This window comes from Hyphococcus sp. (assembly GCF_041986965.1).
Lineage (GTDB): Bacteria > Pseudomonadota > Alphaproteobacteria > Caulobacterales > Parvularculaceae > Hyphococcus.
Map to the genome: position 1 here is coordinate 1,815,403 of NZ_JBHIXB010000001.1, position 18,342 is coordinate 1,833,744.

11 protein-coding genes are annotated in these 18,342 nt (G+C 54.3%); 6 read left to right on the plus strand and 5 right to left on the minus strand.

Going from position 1 to position 18,342, the window contains the following annotated elements; genetic code table 11:
• Window positions 1-4 precede the first annotated feature (4 nt).
• The 3 genes from ACFC5L_RS08970 to ACFC5L_RS08980 all read left to right on the plus strand — a co-directional run bounded on the left by ACFC5L_RS08970 (window position 5) and on the right by ACFC5L_RS08980 (window position 4,870).
• Window positions 5-922, plus strand: a complete 918-nt coding sequence (locus ACFC5L_RS08970) for a fumarylacetoacetate hydrolase family protein (protein WP_375204088.1) — start codon at window positions 5-7, stop codon at window positions 920-922.
• 126 nt (window positions 923-1,048) lie between these two features.
• On the plus strand, window positions 1,049-3,439 hold the full coding sequence (locus ACFC5L_RS08975) for a TonB-dependent receptor domain-containing protein (protein ID WP_375210742.1): 2,391 nt from the start codon (window positions 1,049-1,051) through the stop codon (window positions 3,437-3,439).
• Between the two features lie 60 nt (window positions 3,440-3,499).
• Window positions 3,500-4,870 (plus strand): MFS transporter, encoded by a 1,371-nt coding sequence (locus tag ACFC5L_RS08980; RefSeq protein ID WP_375204086.1) that lies wholly within the window; start codon window positions 3,500-3,502, stop codon window positions 4,868-4,870.
• A 38-nt stretch (window positions 4,871-4,908) separates the two neighbouring features.
• Here ACFC5L_RS08980 and ACFC5L_RS08985 read toward each other — a convergent pair whose 3' ends face one another.
• From ACFC5L_RS08985 to ACFC5L_RS09000, 4 genes are all read right to left on the minus strand, one after another.
• Window positions 4,909-5,862, minus strand: a complete 954-nt coding sequence (locus tag ACFC5L_RS08985; protein WP_375204085.1) for a FecR family protein — start codon at window positions 5,860-5,862, stop codon at window positions 4,909-4,911.
• A gap of 6 nt (window positions 5,863-5,868) precedes the next feature.
• Window positions 5,869-6,423 (minus strand): RNA polymerase sigma factor, encoded by a 555-nt coding sequence (locus tag ACFC5L_RS08990; RefSeq protein ID WP_375204084.1) that lies wholly within the window; start codon window positions 6,421-6,423, stop codon window positions 5,869-5,871.
• Window positions 6,424-6,507: 84 nt separating this feature from the next.
• Window positions 6,508-7,632 carry an NAD(P)/FAD-dependent oxidoreductase gene (locus tag ACFC5L_RS08995; RefSeq protein WP_375204334.1) on the minus strand — a complete coding sequence of 375 codons (1,125 nt, stop codon included), beginning with the start codon at window positions 7,630-7,632 and terminating at the stop codon, window positions 6,508-6,510.
• 186 nt (window positions 7,633-7,818) lie between these two features.
• Complete coding sequence (locus ACFC5L_RS09000) at window positions 7,819-8,412, minus strand: winged helix-turn-helix domain-containing protein (protein ID WP_375204083.1); 594 nt, start codon at window positions 8,410-8,412, stop codon at window positions 7,819-7,821.
• Window positions 8,413-8,733: 321 nt separating this feature from the next.
• On the opposite strand from ACFC5L_RS09000, the gene ACFC5L_RS09005 reads away from it, so the two are divergent.
• Window positions 8,734-10,629, plus strand: coding sequence for a M2 family metallopeptidase (locus tag ACFC5L_RS09005; RefSeq protein WP_375204082.1), 1,896 nt, complete (start codon window positions 8,734-8,736; stop codon window positions 10,627-10,629).
• Between the two features lie 116 nt (window positions 10,630-10,745).
• On the opposite strand, the gene ACFC5L_RS09010 is transcribed toward ACFC5L_RS09005, so the two are convergent.
• A complete protein-coding gene (locus ACFC5L_RS09010; protein ID WP_375204081.1) occupies window positions 10,746-12,836 on the minus strand; it encodes a prolyl oligopeptidase family serine peptidase in 2,091 nt (696 codons plus the stop codon).
• Window positions 12,837-13,372: 536 nt separating this feature from the next.
• Here ACFC5L_RS09010 and ACFC5L_RS09015 point away from each other — a divergent pair.
• Both ACFC5L_RS09015 and ACFC5L_RS09020 read left to right on the plus strand, forming a co-directional pair.
• Window positions 13,373-16,081, plus strand: coding sequence for a M16 family metallopeptidase (locus ACFC5L_RS09015; RefSeq protein WP_375204080.1), 2,709 nt, complete (start codon window positions 13,373-13,375; stop codon window positions 16,079-16,081).
• A 175-nt stretch (window positions 16,082-16,256) separates the two neighbouring features.
• Window positions 16,257-18,089 carry a DUF885 domain-containing protein gene (locus ACFC5L_RS09020; protein ID WP_375204079.1) on the plus strand — a complete coding sequence of 611 codons (1,833 nt, stop codon included), beginning with the start codon at window positions 16,257-16,259 and terminating at the stop codon, window positions 18,087-18,089.
• Window positions 18,090-18,342: the final 253 nt, after the last annotated feature.

Below are 18,342 nucleotides of genomic sequence, written 5' to 3' on the forward strand. Positions count from 1 at the left end.
CGCCTTGACGGCTTCGGGCGGGATCGCGGACCTTGCGGCCGTGGCGGTGGAAATTAAAGAGCCGGCGCATTTCTTCGAAAGCATGATGACGCTTATCTCCGGCGGAGATGAGGCGTTGCAAGCAGCGCGCAGGTGCCTGGACAGGGCGTCGGCAGGCGATTGTGATGGCCATGTTTCTCAACACCCATATTCCAACCTTGTCTGTCCCTTGCCGAATCCGCCGGCATTACGGTTATGTACGGCCTATCCCGGGCATTATGTTCGTGCTCGGCGCGCCGCCGCGTTGCTCGCCGAACGCGAATTAGGCGCGCCGAAACCGGCTGAGTTTCCCGACAAGCCTCCGCCTTTGTTTTTTCAGCATCCGTTCTTTTACCGGGGCAATCATAAAGCGCTGGGCGGTCCGGGCGATGTAATCGCCTGGCCGGATTTTGCGCGCTACCTTGATTTCGAATGCGAGATCGCCGCAATCATCGGTTTGAGTGGCGCGGATTTCACTGACAATGACGCCGAAAATGCGATCTTTGGCTACACCATTTTGAACGATGTTAGCGCTCGCATTCCGCAGCTGCAGGAAATGCCGTTTGGCGTCGGCCCTTGCAAAGGAAAAGGATTCGACGGGGGAATGAAAATCGGTCCCGTGATTGTCACGGCTGACGAGTTTTCACCTTCATGCGGCGCTGTTGAAATTCGCGTCAATGGCGAGCGTTGGTCGGAAACAACAATCGCCGGCGCCGCTTTTGACTGGCCATCCATCGTGCGTTTCGCAAGTGCGGGAGAAACCCTTTGTCCAGGCGAGATAATTTCCAGTGGCTGCATTGAAAACGGCAGCGGGATTGAGCTTGACCGGTGGCTGTCGCGCGGAGACCGGCTTGAAATCGAAGTCGACGGAATTGGTGTTTTATCAAATTCAATAATAGAATAAAATTTTAATAGGAATCCCTGTCGGGTTCTGCGGCCACGCGCGTCTAAGCAATATACACAAAGGCTAAAGCCTGTAACGCGGGAGGGTGAAATGCATTGGAATAATGCGATAGCAGGGGTGGTCGGTATGAATTCAACATTCAAGAAGCGATTATTGGCTGGTTCAGTCATGCTGGCGGTCGCCTATGGGCAATCGGCGTTGGCCGAGGAGGAAAAGAAATATGCCTTTCCTTCTCAGGACGTGTCGTCGACGCTCGATGGGATATCAAGCCGGTCCGGGTTGCAAATCCTCTACGCCAACAATGATATAAACGGCATTGTCACCAACGCGGTTCTTGAGACTGATTCCGCGTCTGGCGCGCTTGATCAAGCGCTGCGTGGTACGGGCCTCGAGTTCTCCATGGTGAATGAGCGCACGGCAGTGGTGCGCAAAGCGTCTTTCATGCAAGGACAAAGCGGCGGCGGTGGCGGCGCGACGAGCGCTTCCGGCGGATCGTCGAGGCGCGATACGATTGTCGTGACGGCGCAAAAGAAGGAGCAGGATCTGCAGGATGTTGCGCTTTCGGTTCAGGCATTCAGCGCCGAAGATCTCGATAATCAGGGCATTCAAAATGTTCAGGATCTTCAGTTTAGAACGCCGGGTTTTACCATGGGGTCGAATGTTGTCTTTGGACAACCGTACATCCGAGGCATCGGCAATGGTACGCTGACTATTGGGTCGGATTCCAGTGTTGCTGTTCACCTTGACGGCGTTTATCTGACGCGCCCCATGTCCGCCTATCAGGAATTCTTCGATGTTGAGCGCGTCGAGATTCTGAAAGGTCCCCAAGGAACGCTTTACGGCCGAAACGCCACCGGCGGTGTCCTCAATATCATTTCGGCAAAGCCGACAGACGAGTTTGAAGCATCCGCCAGATTCACATATGGCAATTACGATCAGCTTCGCGGTGATGCGACAGTCAGCGGGCCTATTACAGAGGACGTGTCCATCCGGTTGACTGGCTTCAGGGCGAAGCGTGACGGGTTCACGGATAATGCGTTTGATGGAGGCACGCTCGACGGACAGGATATTTGGGGTTTTCGCGGACAGGTGTTGTTCGAGCCGTCCGATAACTTCTCAATGCTGATCGCCGGCGATTACAGCCGCGAGGACAGCACGCGAGGGCAGGGGTTCCGCGTCACGGAGCCAGGAGGCGGTTCAGCAGGTGCGACATTTTTTGACGATCCATATATGGTCAGCAAGGATTATCCGGCGCGCACTTACACCAAGGCCTATGGCGTCAGCGCGACCGGGGAGTTGGCGCTTGGCGGCGTCAATGTGAAGTCGATCACAGCGCTTCGTCATAGTGAATTCCAACTGTCGCTTGACCTTGACGCCAGCGATAACGCGCACTCTTTCGTCGACCCGGAGACAGAAGACTCCGATATGATCACGCAAGAGTTGCAAATTTATGGCGGCGGTGAAAATTTCGACTGGCTGGTTGGCGGGTTCTATCTGAATGAGGACGCCTCGACGCTGTTCGATATCAATATTCTTCCATCAACCCGAGTGGTCCCGAACGGTTTCACGACCGTGAACGCCTATGCGGTGTTCGGTCAGGCGACGTTCCGTTTGGCGGATCAGCTCGGATTGACGGTTGGCGCCCGTTGGAGCGGTGAAGACAAGGAGGCGATGGTTCGTACGGCCGGCGACCCGCCAAGCGCTTTCAACTCGGCTTCCGAAGACTGGAGCGCCTTTACGCCCCGCGTTGCGCTCGAATATACGCCAACAGATAATGTCATGCTGTATGCGTCTTACACAAAAGGATTTAAGTCAGGCGGGTTCAACGCAACGTCAACGGCTGTCCCTGGTTTCGATCCAGAAAAGATCAACAGCTATGAAACGGGCTTGCGTTCCGTCTGGGGGGACGGATTGTTTACCGCCAACCTGACGGGTTTCTATTACGATTATAGCGACCTTCAGGTTCGTGCACTCGTTAGCGGCGTTATCAGCGGCGTTTCCAACGCTGCGAAAGCCGATATTAAAGGCGTCGAAGGTCAGTTCAATTTGAATCCGACAGATGCGTTTGCACTTAATCTGAATGCGTCATGGCTTGATGCGGAGTTTGGAGAATTCCTGACCACCGATCCGGACAGCGCCATGCCAGCGACAGTGATCGACCTGGCGGGGAATCGTCTTTCGAGAGCGCCGGAGCTGCAGCTATCCGCTGGAGCGGAATATAAGTGGGATCTCGGCGATGAAAGCGCTTTGCTGATCCGCGGCGATGTGAGCTATCAATCGAAAGTCTATTTCGATGAGTTCAATTACACATCGCGTTCGCAGGACGGATTCGCCACGCTTTCAGGTAAAATTGGCTACACATTGCCGGGAGGCAATGTGACTGTCGACTTGTGGGCGAGGAACATCACCGACAAAGCCTATGCTGTGAATATACTCAGGAGCGCAGGCTTTTACGGAACCGCAACATGGTATGGCGCGCCGAGAACCTTTGGCGTGTCCCTTACAGGGCGTTTCTAAAACTCCTCCCTGGGCCGTCGCTGGTGGAAACGCTGGCGGCGGCTTTAACGGAACCGCAGCATGAAAACAGAACAGTTATCCACTGGCTATTCGCCGGGGATTGCGCGTATTTTGGCCTATAGTACGCCAGCCTTGCCGCTGGCGGTCATGTTGATACCGGTCAACGCTTTTCTTCCATTTTTTTATAATGACGTAATTGGCATTTCGGCGGGCCTCGTTGGGATGATTCTCCTGTATTCCCGGCTGCTTGATGTCGTCACTGATCCGCTTGTCGGCTGGATATCGGATCGCACTCGGCTGAAAATAGGACGGCGACGCACCTGGATGTTAATCGGCGTTCCGATTTTCATAACCGGCGCCTGGATGATGTTTATGCCGCCGGAAGAGGCGGGAGTTCTTTATCTTTTTTTTGCGACAACAACTGTCTTTCTTGGATGGACCTGCATACAAATTCCTTATCAGGCCTGGGGTGCAGAAACGATTACAAACTATGACCGTCGCGCTGTGCTCTCTGGCACGCGAGAGACATTTACAAATATCGGAATCGTCTGCGCTGCAAGCATACCGATTATTGCCGCTGTATTTTTTGGTCACGATTCCATAGACCGTTTTGTGATGGCGATGATCGGGGGCGCTGTCATGCTCGCCATGCCGGTTACAGTTTTAATTGCTTCCGCTTCGTTCCCAGACCGTCCAGCGGATTCGTTTCAGCCATCATTGCGGGAAGGGTTGATTGCTCGTCTCCGGTCCGCAAACTTCACAGGGCCATTTATTCTGGTTCTGGTTTCTTACATTTGCATGGGGCTGGCGAAAGGCGTTCAGAACGCGATGACCGTTTATTACGCCACCTATGTTCTGAAACAGCCAGAAGTGGTCGGGTATGTTCTATTCGCAGCCTTTAGCGGTGTGATCCTCGGCACGCCTGCATGGGTTGCCATCAGCAAGAAGATTGGAAAACATAAAAGCGTTTCTGCGTCTCTGGTTCTGGCGGTTTCAATCCTGATGATCTTTGCGGTTCCTCTGGGCCCGGGCGAGGGATGGAGGTTTGTTCTTATCGAATTTTTCGTCGGCCTCGCCGCGGCCGGATATCTGGTCTTGCCTGCCGCTGTTATCGCGGATGCTGTCGATTATGACGCTGTGCAAAAAGGTCGGATGCGATATGGTCTGCATTTCGCAACATGGAGCCTCATGCAAAAGCTCGTGCATGCCTTTGCAATTGGTTTGGGGTTGCCCTTGCTCGCATTCTTCGGTTTTGATGATCCTTCCGTCAGTCGCGACAGTCTCGCACCGGTAATCCGTGCATTGTATCTCGTGGCGCCGGCGCCGCTTTATATCGTGGGCGCCGTCCTCTTCTGGCACTTCCCGATAGATCGTAAACGCCACGCCGAGATCCGGAGAGTCATAGAAAAAGATGGGCTACTAACGCAATGATTCCAAAACCGGAGGCTAAGCTCCCTCGGCCGGGAGCGCTATGGCGTGGGGCTGATGGTAATATTATTGCCGTTGCGTCTGACTTTGGAATTGGTCAACTGTTCCAACGATAAAATAAAATCCTCAATGCCGCTGATTTCAAAGGCGCCGCTAACAGTAAGTTGGGACAGACTGGCGTCAGTAAAACGAGCCCGGACTGGGGAGAAAGGTTCAAATTCCTCGAACGCTTCCGCCAGCGGGGTATTGTCGAAATAGAGTCTTCCTTGTTGCAGGGATCTGATTCGTGTTGTTTCGGCGGCGGAGAGGGTAATGGCGCCGGTCTCCAGGTTGGCGACAGCTTTGCCGCCGGCTGAAACGGGAACAGCTTTGACATCGTCTTGCGGCGCCTGAACAAGAACGCGCCCTTCAAGAACATCCACTTCAACGCCGTTTCGGCGAGACACATAAAATTCCGTGCCGACGGCGACAATCTGGACGTGCCGGGCCTCAACCGAGAACGGGCGCGCCGCATCATGGGCGACCTTGAAAGAAGCCTCGCCTGATACGAGCGTGATTTCTCTCGTTTTTGGGGCGAAGCGCACCGTCGCCGAGCTGTTTCCGCTTAAAAATAGCTGGCTTCCATCTTCCAGTGCGATTGTGGTGGTCTGTCCAATGGGTGTGGCGTATTCGATCGCCGCCGGCGGTATCAGCAAGACTGCCCCGATAGCGGCCGCTGCGATCGCGCCGACGCCTGTCAGGAGAGCGAATCGCCGCCGGGAAAACGACAGATTTAAGGGAGCTGCTTCGCGGGAAGCGCGCGAGCGAGCGCGGCTTTCTATATAGGCGGCAGGCGCGGGTAAGGGATCCATATCACTTAGGATGGACTTCAGCCGGCTGATCTCAGCCGGTGGACCAAAGGTGTCATTTTCAAACCCGCCTTCCAACGCAAAATCCTTTGCGATAGCAGCCAGTCGTCTTTGCCATTTCCAGCGTTGTATTTGTCTGAACATCATCCCGGGTTAACTCTCGAGTTCCAGCAACATTCGTTTAACGATACGGCTCATGTCGCGTTCAACCGTTCGTATGGAGACATTCAATCTTTTCGCGATTTCCGCATACACCAGCCCTTGCTGCCAATGCATCACAAACACCGCCTGTTCCCGTTCTGTCGCCGCCTGAAATACAGCTCTCACCTTTTCACTCTCGGCGCCTCTGATCAGCGCATCCTCAGGCGTTTCAGCCGGTTCGCCCAGCACCCAGTCAACGCGATCAATCTGGGCCTGCCGCCGGACTTTCTTCCGCCGATAGAGATCGCGAACGAGATTTAGCGCGATAGAAAACAAAAGCGCCCGCGGCTGCCGCGCCTTGCCGGAAATCTCCGACCGCGCCGCTCTTATATAGACGTCCTGGACGAGATCATCCGCCATATGCGGATCGTCAATCCGCCGCTGAATAAATGTTTTCAACTCTGGCCGGCAGTCGAGGAAAACAGCTTCCAGATCTTGATCGCCTGACGCGTCTGTCGTCGTGGCGGGAGCCGTCTTGGTGTCGTTGCGTTGGTCTCGCTCCGCCATGCACTCTTCAGCCTATCCTGGCGCACTCTGCCAGCTCATAACAGCAAGCTGATAGTACGCCTCAGGCTTAACGAGATCAAATGCTTACAGTGTAACAAGAGTTTCTCTGAGGACAATTTTCGCCAAGGCGAGTGACGCTGTGAGCCCCGGGCTTTCAATGCCGAACAGATTGATCAGTCCTCGAACGCCATGCTCTGCTTCGCCGTCGATCCGGAAGTCGGCCGGCGGCGCTCCCCTTGGGCTGAGCTTGGGCCGTGCGCCCGCATAATCGGGCGTCAAAGCGCCATCCGGAAGGCCGGGCCAGTATTTGCGAATAGCTGCGTAAAAGCCATTGGCGCGAGCAGGGTCGACAGTCCAATCAATCGTGGACGGATTATCATCGTCAAGCCACTCTACATCCGGGCCAAACCTCATCCGTCCTGCAAGATCAAGAGTCAGGTGAACGCCAAGGCCGCCGTCAGCAGGCGCAGGGTATATAAGATGAGAAAATGGCGCGCGGGCGGAGGAAGAGAAATATGACCCCTTGGCGAGATATTGCCGGGGTATCGACCCTGCATCTACGCCTGCAATACTTCTGGCGATCGCAGGGGCATAAAGACCGGCCGCATTGATAACAGTGGCGCAGCACAAGCGTGTTGTCTCCGCGCCCGCGACGAACACCATGACCTTATTGTCCTCGACTGCACCGCCGCACACCGTTGTTTCAAAAGCGATTACCCCGCCATGATCCTCAAAGTCGCCTCTTAACGAAGTCATGTAATGATGGCTGTCGAAAATACCTGTACCGGGGGAGAATAATGCGGCCTTGGCGGTGAGGGCGGGTTCCGCTTTCCCAATGTCATTTCCCTCAAGCCAGGTAAGGTTCGTCAAGCCAGATGCGTTGGCGTTCGCCTCGAGTTTTTTTAATCCGTCGACCTCTCTGCCATCATTCGCAACGATCAATTTTCCGCACATACGGTTTTCAATATGCCGCGCCTTCAGATAGTCTAGGAGCATGCGGCGCCCGGCGATGCATGTCCGCGCTTTGAGTGATTGTGGCGGGTAATAAATGCCGGCATGAATAACTTCGCTATTTCTGGAAGAGGTTTCGCCCCCGATCATTTTATTCTTTTCAAGAACAAGGACCTCTCGGCCTGCGCGCGCAAGTTCGGCTGCGCAGGCAAGCCCGACGGCGCCAGCGCCGATGACGACGCAGTCGCAGTCATGTATTTCCATGGATGATGGCATTGAGCGGGTTCATGCTATGCGGTCTTGCCTAAAATACTTAAGACGCATGGGGTCAGGCTCCCCGCCAAAATCAATTGTGAAAATTTTCACTGAAGGCTGCTGTATGCGCCAGTAATAGAAAGCGGCCTGTGGCGTGGAATAGATAAAGGCCTCCAGCTCGAGGCGACTTTACTCAGCCTCGTCCGTGTCTTTGGGGGCGAGTATCCAGGTTAAAGCGACGAGTGGACTGTTCGGATCCGGGTCGCTCCATAAAATCTCGGCTATCTCGTCAAGTTTCTTATTTATTTGCCGAAGTGACTGGGGCGTAGGCCGATTGACGAGCCGAAAAAACCTCAAATTTTGAAATTGTCCGCCACGCTTGGCCTGTTCGTTTTCCAGGCCTCTCGAAAAGTCGCGATCTGTCTGACGGCAAAGCGCGCCGACTATTTCACGAAGCTCTTCATTGTTCTCCGGATCTTCGAGTGCTTTGCTCATCCGCATCCGCCGAGATGGGGTGGCGTAAAGTTTCTCAAGCTTCCGGTTAACAACACGCGAGCCTGTTTCGACGATTAGATCGGCTTCTAAAAGAAGTTTCAGGTGATGATAAATTGAAGAAGGCTTTTTGCCGATTGAGGCCGCAAGTTCCTTGATCGACATGACGCCATGCGCACTCAGATGATCCACCATATCCTGACGCACCGGCGAAGCCATGCACTGTAATTGGTGCTGGTCCAGAATATAATACACCGGCTGGCGGCGGGGCGCGTTGTTCTTCTTTGGCATCGGCTTCTCATTAGAGTGTGGTGCTTTGATATATGTGAGCGCTCTTCCTATCAACAGGAAAAAATGCCTGCCAGCTGGCCGCGCACACTTTGTCTGTAGTCTGGGAAGAATAGTGATGGTTCGCGGAGGACCGCGGCGCTCTCGACGAGCCGGACCCCAAGCGTACGACCAGGCCCTGCTTGCCGTGTTCTCAGCTGCGGCGTGTCAGTTTCTATAACCACACGGGAAAGCGCTTGATTTTTATTATTAAAAAAATACATTATAATTAAATAAGAAGGCTATTTATGATGTTCCACACACATCGTTCCGAGGAGTGACTTCATGCAACTTCATATCTCGCGCCACATGGCTGGCGTATATGCGTCCGTTTCATTGCTGGCAATGACGGCGGCTTGCGGCGGCCCGGCATCGCAGCCGGACATGTCTGCAGAAACGCCAACACCCCGGGCGCCTAGCCTCACAGAAGATGCGGCGCCGACTGTTGCCGAGGCGGCGGCCTTTATCGAGCGCGTTGAAACATGGATGAAAGAGTTCGGTGAATATTCTTCCCGCATCAATTGGGTCAATGAAACCAATATCACTTTCGATACGGAATGGCTGAATACTCAAGTAGCGACGCAATCCACTGAAATGGGAGTCAAGTTCGCCAATGAAGCAAAGCGCTTTAACGGCGTCGATCTGCCTCAAGACATGCGCCGTAAGATCGAACGAATTAAAGTGAACGTAAATCTGCCTGCGCCGGAGCGGCCCGGCGCCGCAGCTCAGCTCGCGGAAATCAATACGCGCATGATCTCCACCTATGCGACGGGAAAAATTGATCTCGATGGTGAAATGAAGCCGGGCGTCGATCTCGAAGAGATGATGGGAACGGTTCGCGATCCGCAAAAACTCCAGGAAATATGGACCAAGTGGCGCGAGATTACCGTCGCTGAGAACGATGCCGGCGCAACTATGCGGGATGATTACGCCCGAATGGTTGAGATCGCCAATGAGGGGGCTGCAGAATTAGGGTTTGCCGACGCAGGCGCCAAATGGCGCTCGCAATATGATATGACGCCGGCGGAGTTCGAGGCGGAGGCTGACAGGCTTTGGGCTCAGGTAAAGCCGCTTTACGATGAGATGCATTGCCATGTTCGCGCGAAGTTGAATGAGCGTTATGGCGATGACATCGTGCCGCTCGACCAGCCGATCCGTGCTGATCTGCTTGGAAATATGTGGGCGCAAAGCTGGAGCAATATTTATGACATGGTCGCGCCGGGCAACGCCGATCCCGGCTATGATCTAACACAGTTGCTTGTTTCGAACGGCTATGACGCAGTGAAAATGGTCAAGGCGGGGGAACAGTTTTTTACGTCCTTGGGCATCGAACCGATGCCCGATACATTCTGGGAGCGTTCTCAGATCACCAAACCTCGGGACCGTGAAGTCGTCTGCCATGCGTCTGCCTGGAATATCGACGCCAGGGACGATCTGCGCATCAAGATGTGCACCAAGGTCAATGCCGACGACTTCCAGACCGTTCATCACGAACTTGGTCACAATGTCTATCAGCGGGCTTATAAAGACCAGTCTCCGATTTATCAGGACGGCGCCAATGGCGGTTTTCACGAAGCGATTGGCGATTTTGTCGCGCTGTCGATTACACCCAGCTATTTGACGGAAATTGGCTTGCTGGAGGATGAGCCCGACGCTTCAAAAGACATTGGCCTATTGATGGCGCAGGCGCTCGACAGGGTGGCTTTTCTGCCTTTCGGCCTGATCATGGATAAATGGCGTTGGCAGGTGTTTTCCGGTGAGCTGACGCCCGAAACCTATAACGATGGCTGGTGGGAGCTTAGAACTCGATATCAGGGTATTCGCCCGCCTGTCGATCGGGGCGGCCGGTATTTCGATCCGGGGGCCAAATATCACATTCCGGCCAATGTCTCTTATGAACGCTATTATATTGCACGGATCCTCCAGTTTCAGTTCCATAAGGCGGCTTGTGAACAAGCCGGCTGGGAAGGCCCGTTGCATCGTTGCTCGATCTATGGATCGAAAGAGGTGGGCGAAAAATTCAATGCGATGATGGAAATGGGCGCATCGCAGCCCTGGCCTGATGCGCTCGAAGCCTTTACGGGCGTGCGCGAGATCGATGGCGAAGCGGTGCTTGAGTATTTTGAACCCCTGATGGTCTGGTTGCGAGAACAGAACCGGGACCGCTCCTGCGGTTGGTAATCGCCGGAACCATTAACAGAAAAAAGTCCCGCATCAGCGGGGCTTTTTTTATCAGAACAGGCTTTGCTTGGATCCAAAAACATCCGCCAGGGAAAAGCCATCCATGGATGCGTTTTTCACATCAACATCCGAATGAAATAAAGATATTCAAGCGCGGTGCGCATGGCGAGCTGTTGCGGGGTTGAGGTGCCGCTGTGACCGCCATCCATGTTTTCGTAATAGTAATAGTCATAACCAAGCTCCGTTAGGCGCGCGGCGGCCTTGCGTGCATGCCCCGGATGCACTCTATCGTCCTTGGTTGAAGTGTAGAATAATACCTTGGGATAAGGCTGGTCTGATTTCAGATTCTGATAAGGAGAGTATTCCGCAATATACTCACGCTGTTCGGCGATCGCCGGGTCTCCATATTCGCCAACCCAGCTCGCACCGGCCCCTAACTGCGTGTAGCGCAACATGTCAAAGAGCGGAACGCCGATATCCAGGGCGCCGAATAACGCTGGCCTTTGTGTTAAAACAGCGCCCAACAGTAGGCCGCCATTTGAACGCCCGAGTGCGCCAAGTTTGTCCGACGTGGTGACGCCGCTATCAATAAGGTCTTCGGCCACGGCGATATAGTCGTCAAATGAAAGCTGACGGTTCTCGCGCAACGCCGCCTGATGCCATCGCGGACCATATTCGCCGCCGCCTCTGATATTGGCGAGCACAAGCACGCCGCCACGCGACATCCACATTTTGCCGGCCAAGGCGCCATGTTGCGGGCGGGCGGGGTCCTCATAATAAAGAGGCGTGATGGAGTTCAGGAATCCGCCATATCCGTATTGAACGGTCGGCGCATCGCCTGCTGCGAGAACTTCGGATTTGCCGGCGATATAGTAGGGGATGCGCTCGCCGTCAGAGCTTTCGGCGAAGCGCTGTTCAACGACAATGTCTGTCGAATCATAAAGCGTTGGCAGGCTCATGACTTCAGCAACAGTGTTGTCAGCGGCGGCATAATAAAGCGTGTTGGGTTGTGTGATGCTTTCATAAGAAATGAACAGCGCATCGGACTTGTCGCTAGCGGCGGCAAGCACAATCACGCCATTCGGCGGCAAGGGAATCGCCTGTTGCGCCCAATCATCACCTTGCTTTTGGATGCGCAACGCCTTGCCGCTGACGTCGTCGAGAAGTTCGATAACGATGCTGCTCTTTAACACTTCAACAGAATCGATCGCCTGATTGGCGCTCGGTGTGAAAATGATCTGAGCCCTCGAGGTTGCCGGATCGAAAGCCGCCAGCGAACCGGCGGGGATAAGGCCATTGCCAGACTGCCAATCCTCAAGGACCGTTATGATCAATTCATTTTCAAGCGCGCCATAGACATTCGTTTGCAGCGGCAGCGGCAATTTCCGGACTTCGCCGCCTTCTGTCTGGAAGTAATATTCGGTCTGGTTCCAGTCCTTGAGATAGCGGACGGCGAACATAACATTGCGATTGGAAATCTCGTAGACGCCGCCTGCGACCAGCGTATCCGTTATATCCCCGGCATAAACTGTCTCCGCGCTGGATAATGGCGTTCCCCGGCGCCACCGTTTTACGATCCGCGGGTAGCCGGCGTTGGTCAGGCTGTCTGCGCCCCAATCCGTGGCGACGAGCAAAGTGTCTTTATCCTCCCAATCGGCAAATGATTTGGCTTCGGGAACGACAAAACCATCTTCCACAAAATCGCCGGAAGATATGGAAAACTCCCTGAATGTAGAAGTGTCTCCGCCGCCATCGGCGATTTCCAGCATGCAACGGTCATAGTCCGGCGCCGTGCAGTTAAAACTCTGATACACCCAGTTCTTCTTTTCGGATTCAGCGATCTCATCGAGATTGAAAACTTCAACCCATTGCGGGTTTTGCTCTGCGAGCGCGGCGACGGGTGTGCGCCGCATAACGCCGCGTACATTTTCCGCATTCTGGTCGAAATGATAGTAATAGTCTTGATAGATGAAACCATAGGGAATGCGCTCTTCGTTGGTCAGTATCTCAAGCGCCTCTTCATAAAGAACGGGATAGAGCGGATCGGCGGTCATGTCGGAAAGCGTTTTTTCGTTTTCGTTTTCGACCCATGCGAGGGCTTTTTCGCCTTCGATCTCCTCGAGCCATAGATAGGGATCGTCTTGTGCATAGAGGGGTGGCGTCGTCGCTACGGACAGGATGAAAGCGTATTTTAGCAGGCGAGACATGGTCGGTTCTCCACAAACTGGGATTGGGAAGCAATTTCATTCGAAGTGAGGCGAGGGACGTCTGGTTTCGCGGGTGAGGTTAGCGCTGAGGCTTTCATCCTATTTAAAATATATGGCGATTTGCAATAGACTGGGAGGGCCGTACATCGCCTGCGTAGGCCTTCTGCGGGAATGAGGAGAAAGCCGGTCGGCCAGAACCTCTTTCAGCGGGCCTGCCATAGATGTCGCGGCTCAGCCGTCAGCGCGGCGCTGGCTGGCGTGTTTACCCCGGTCTTCGGGTTTTAGGTTGTTTTTGGCGCCACGCTCTGACGGGAAGGGGATTTTTATCTCTTCATGACGGTGACCGGTTGCGAATGCGCTTGCATCCCCGCCCATACCTAATTAAAAAAAATAAAAAACTTAAACAGTAAAGGCGCGCCGATGGCGGGCGCTGTTGCTCATGATTTGGGGGCAAGTGCAAAATGTCGATCACATCGAGCGGCGAAAAACCTCTTATGCGGGCGGCTTTGGACGCCATCAAGTCAGGAATGGTCTCAATGGCTATCCTGTTCGCCACGTTAATCCCGGCCCTTGCTCAGGATGAAGCGCCTGTCATCGCGTATGAAAAATTCACGCTGGATAATGGCTTGCGGGTTATCGTCCATGAGGATCGCAAAGCCCCGATCGTGGCGATCAATGTCTGGTATGGCGTCGGCTCCCGGGATGAACCGAAAGGCCGGAGCGGTTTCGCGCATCTGTTCGAACATTTGATGTATAATGGCACGGAGAATTACGATGACGAATTCTTCGGTCCCCTCGAAACTGTCGGCGCGACGCAGGTTAACGGCAACACCTGGTTTGACCGCACTGTTTATTATGAGACCGTTCCGACGCCAGCGCTGCCCCTGGCCCTGTGGATGGAATCGGACCGTATGGGGCACCTTCTGAACGCAGTGACTCAGGAGAAGCTGGATGAGCAGCGCGGCGTCGTTCAGAATGAAAAGCGTCAGGGCGATAACCAGCCCTACGGTCTTATGGAATATCGCGTGCTGGAGGGCTTGTTCCCTGAAGGCCATCCATACAGGCACTCAACCATAGGGTCGATGGAAGATCTGGACGCGGCTTCCTTGGAAGATGTGCATGGCTGGTTCAAGCGATATTACGGCGCGGCGAATGCTGTGCTGGTTCTGGCTGGCGACATAAACGCCGAAGAGGCGCGCCCGCTGGTTGAGAAGTATTTCGCCGACATCCCGGCCGGTCCGCCGCTTCAGAAATGGAGAAGCTGGGTTCCCGAGCATCAGCGGAACACCGCTGAGGTTCTTTACGATCAGGTCCCCCAGGCCCGGCTTTCGCGGAACTGGGCGACGCCGGGCAGAACAGAGAAGGAGCGGGCTTACCTGTCTCTCTCCGCTTCAATTCTTGGCGGCGGAAAAGCCTCCCGGCTTTATCAGAAGCTGGTGCAGGATGAGCAGATCGCGACGCAAGCGAGCGCATATCTGTCGCCGCACAAACTGGCGAGTTTCTTCTCCGTTGAAGCGGACCTGGCGGCCGGCGGTTCAATGGATAGGCTTATTGCTGAAACCGACGCCGTCCTTGAAGACTTTCTGGCGCGGGGCCCGACGCAAGATGAGCTGGAGCGGGCCAAGGCGCGATTTAATGCGGGCCTGATCCGCGGGCTTGAGACGGTGGGCGATGACGACGGCAAGGCAGGCATTCTTGGAAAGGGCGAGCTTTATGCGGGCGATCCGCACTTCTATCTGACGTTATTTGAATGGGTGAACGACGCCACTGTCGAGGATGTGCGCCTCGCCGCCGAGAAATGGCTTTCCTCCGGGCATCACCAGATTGAGGTACTGCCTTATGCACAATACGCCACAACCGAAACAGACGCTGACCGCTCTAAATTGCCATATCCCAGCTCAAGCCCGGATCTTCAGTTTCCGGCGGTTGAGAGTTTCAGTCTGCAAAACGGGGTCAAGGTTTATCTGGCGAAGCGGTCCGCTGTTCCGGTCGTAGAGACGGCGATCGTGTTCGATGCGGGATATGCATCAGATGCCCCAGATTCGATTGGCGTATCTTCGTTCACGCTGTCTATGCTGGATGAAGGAACCCGCAAACGTTCATCGTTAGAAATTGCATCCGATGCCGGCCGGCTTGGCGCGAGCATTTCAACATCTTCAAACACCGATCTTTCTGTTGTCTCCGTCTCCGCGCTGAAGTCCAGCTTGCCGGACTCCTATGATTTGTTTGCGGACATTGTGAGAAATTCGAATTTCCCGCAGGATGAAATCGACAAGTTGAAGGTCAAGTGGCTTTCCCAGATCGAACAGGAAAAAGCCCAGCCGGTGCAGTTGGCGTTGCGGCTCCTGCCTCCGCTTCTTTATGGCGACGGTCATCCTTATGGCGTGCCTTTTACCGGAAGCGGGAATGCACATACGATCAAGACGCTGACCCGGGATCAACTGGTCGCGTTCAAAGAGAAATGGCTTGGGGCGCATAATGCATCCATCTATATCGCCGGCGATGTTGACGCCGATGAGGTGAGGCCGCTTCTTGAAAAAAGTTTCGGCGCCTGGCGGACCGATACGCCAAAACCGCAGAAAAACTTTCAAGCGCCGCTGGAAGGCCGGGCGAGAGTCATTCTGATCGACAAGCCGAACTCCCCGCAATCGGTGATTCTTGCCGGGATCCTGGCGCCGTCAGCAACGGACCCGCAGGCCGTCGCCATCGATGCCATGAACGATATTATCGGAGGACAGTTCTCATCGCGCATCAATATGAACCTGCGTGAAGACAAGAGCTGGGCCTATGGCGCTTATACGTTCATGTCGAGCGCAGCGGGGCCGCGTCCTTTTTTCGCCTATGCGCCTGTCCAGAGCGATAAAACAGCCGAGTCCATCATGGAGCTAAGGCGTGAGATGAAGTCATTCCTCTCGGATCAGCCGGCCCGTCAGGATGAGCTCACCCGCGTCGTTGATAACAGCATTCGTTCTCTCCCCGGGCAGTATGAAACATCCACCGCTGTGCTGGGCTCAATGATTACGAGTCGGCGTTTTGAACGTCCGTTCAATTATCCCGAGACCTTGAAGGGCGCTTTTGAAAATCTGTCGCTGGAGGAGGTTCGCTCGGTTGCACGCCGGGTTATCAAACCGGATGACTTCATCTGGGTGATTGTAGGGGATCTGAAAAACATTGAACACCCGATCCAGGATTTGGGTATCGGCGCCGTCGACGTCTGGACGCTGGATGGGGAGCCGGTGGAATAGGGCGTGAAAGCCCGGGGTTCGATTTGTCGTATTCCCATCTCGGTTCGTCGCATATCTGGCGGCGCTTCTTTCTAATTAAAATATAACTAGTAAAATGAACAAGTAATTGATGTTCTCGAACCGGCCGCGCTCGGCGGCGGGACGGGCCGCGTGCGCCAGGTCGAAAGGTAAAGGCATGAAAAAGTTCTTCAAAATACTACTTGCATTCTGGGCGATTGCGGCCTTTGCAGGCGCGAGCGGTGCAGCGGCGGCCTCTGAACAAGAGCGCAGCGGCGCAATAGATGAAAGGCTGAACCAGTTCTTTGAAGAACTTTTCCAGCGCGCGGTCGAAGACAGTCCGGAGTTTCAGGCGCAACTTGGCGTCAAGGGAGAGGATTACTACCGCTGGGGCGACTATTCCGACGCTCATGACGAAAAACAGTATGAAGAGGCGCTTGCCGATCTTGCGCGAGTGGAATCGGAGTTCGCTTATGAGGAGCTGTCGCCGGAATCGAAGCTAAGCTACGATATTTTCAAATTCCAGACTGAGCAGCAGATTCGTAATTTCCCATGGCGGTTTCATGAATATGCAGTCACCCAGATGGATTCTGTCGCCACTTTTCTGCCCGTAGTGCTGCAAAATTGGCACCAGATCGATTCGATTGCAGACGCTGAAGCTTATATTGCGCGCTTAAAAGATGCGGAACGCGTTATGGACCAGCTTGTTGCGAATATTGAGACCCGCAACGAGATGGGCATCATTCCCCCTGCGTTTGCTTTCCCGCATGTTTTGAACGACACGAAGACAATCATCAGCGGCGCCCCTTTTGACGATAGCGGGGAGGAGAACGCTATTTTAGCAGATTTCAAGAGTAAAATTTCTGGCCTTGAGGTAAGCGACAAAGAAAAAGAGAAGCTGGTTGTTGAAGCGGAATCTGCACTGACCGGCCCATTTGCACGCGGATATCAGCGCTTCCTTGCCGTTGTCGAGAAAACACAGGCCCTTGCCGACGGCAATGATGGCGTATGGAATCTGCCTGATGGTGATGCGTTTTATCAAAACCAGATCGAAAACGGCACGACTCTAAGAAATCTCACCGCTGACGAGATTCACGCTTACGGCTTGTCTGAAGTGGAGCGTATTCAAAAAGAGATGCGCAAACTTCAATCGAAAGTAGGAGTGAAAGGCTCGCTGCAGGACTTTTTTGAATACGCTCGTACAAATCCAAATAATTTTTTTGCAGATACGGAGGAGGGACGGGCAGCCTACCTCGCGCTTGCCGAAGGCTATCTCGAGAATGTTTATAGCCGCACAGACGACTTCTTTAACCTGTTGCCCAAGGCGCCGCTGGAGGTCCGGGCGGTTGAGACCTGGCGGGAAGCCACGGCGTCCGGCGCGTTCTACAGCCAGCCATCCCCGGATGGCAGCCGCCCGGGGATCTTCTATGTCAATCTCGCGGATATGAGCGCCCAACAAATTCACACGCTGGAATCGCTCGCATATCATGAAGGCGCGCCCGGCCATCATTTCCAGATTGCGATCGCGCAGGAGCTTGAGGCGCTGCCGGCATTCCGCAGATTTAACATTACCGGCGCCTATATCGAGGGGTGGGCGCTTTATGCGGAAGCGCTAGGCAAGGAAATGGGTTTTTTCACCGATCCAATGTCAGATTTCGGCAGGCTTCAGTATGAGTTGTTGCGTGCGGTGCGCCTCGTGGTGGACACCGGGGCGCATCACAAGAAATGGAGTCGGGAGCAAGTGATCGGCTACATGACGGCAAACACGCCCATGTCACAAGCCGATATCGTCAAGGAGACTGAGCGGTATATTGCGATACCCGGGCAGGCGTTGTCCTATAAAATTGGTATGCGCACAATTCAGGATTTACGATCAAAAGCGGAAAAGGAACTCGGAAAGCGGTTCGATATTCGAGAATTTCATGATGCGGTCCTGCAGAACGGCGCGATGCCGCTTCCAATCCTGGAACAGGTTGTGGAACGCTACATCGAAGAAGCCAAGCGCAAATAACGGGCCCATATCATGAAGCTGCCAATCAAGCTCGATGCAACATCCAACGGCGAATATGCACCGACGCCGCTACCGCCGGAGCTGGCATGGGCGCGAACGGTGGCTGGTGAGAGGATTGTCACGAACAGCTGGTCTGCCTCCGGGAAAGTGGTCCGATGAATCTGTTAGTTTCGGCTTTGAAAGAGGAGCTGAGACATGGCGAAACGAGCCAAGCCGGAAGAAATTATTGCAAAGCTGCGTGAGGTTGAGGTCC

Excerpts from the sequence above, each read along its gene's own strand:
- ACFC5L_RS08975 (WP_375210742.1), top strand. The coding sequence starts at position 1,049 with ATGAATTCAACATTCAAGAAGCGATTATTGGCTGGTTCAGTCATGCTG.
- ACFC5L_RS08980 (WP_375204086.1), top strand. The coding sequence starts at position 3,500 with ATGAAAACAGAACAGTTATCCACTGGCTATTCGCCGGGGATTGCGCGT.
- ACFC5L_RS08985 (WP_375204085.1), bottom strand. The coding sequence starts at position 5,862 with ATGATGTTCAGACAAATACAACGCTGGAAATGGCAAAGACGACTGGCT.
- ACFC5L_RS08990 (WP_375204084.1), bottom strand. The coding sequence starts at position 6,423 with ATGGCGGAGCGAGACCAACGCAACGACACCAAGACGGCTCCCGCCACG.
- ACFC5L_RS09000 (WP_375204083.1), bottom strand. The coding sequence starts at position 8,412 with ATGCCAAAGAAGAACAACGCGCCCCGCCGCCAGCCGGTGTATTATATT.
- ACFC5L_RS09005 (WP_375204082.1), top strand. The coding sequence starts at position 8,734 with ATGCAACTTCATATCTCGCGCCACATGGCTGGCGTATATGCGTCCGTT.
- ACFC5L_RS09010 (WP_375204081.1), bottom strand. The coding sequence starts at position 12,836 with ATGTCTCGCCTGCTAAAATACGCTTTCATCCTGTCCGTAGCGACGACG.
- ACFC5L_RS09015 (WP_375204080.1), top strand. The coding sequence starts at position 13,373 with ATGGCTATCCTGTTCGCCACGTTAATCCCGGCCCTTGCTCAGGATGAA.
- ACFC5L_RS09020 (WP_375204079.1), top strand. The coding sequence starts at position 16,257 with ATGAAAAAGTTCTTCAAAATACTACTTGCATTCTGGGCGATTGCGGCC.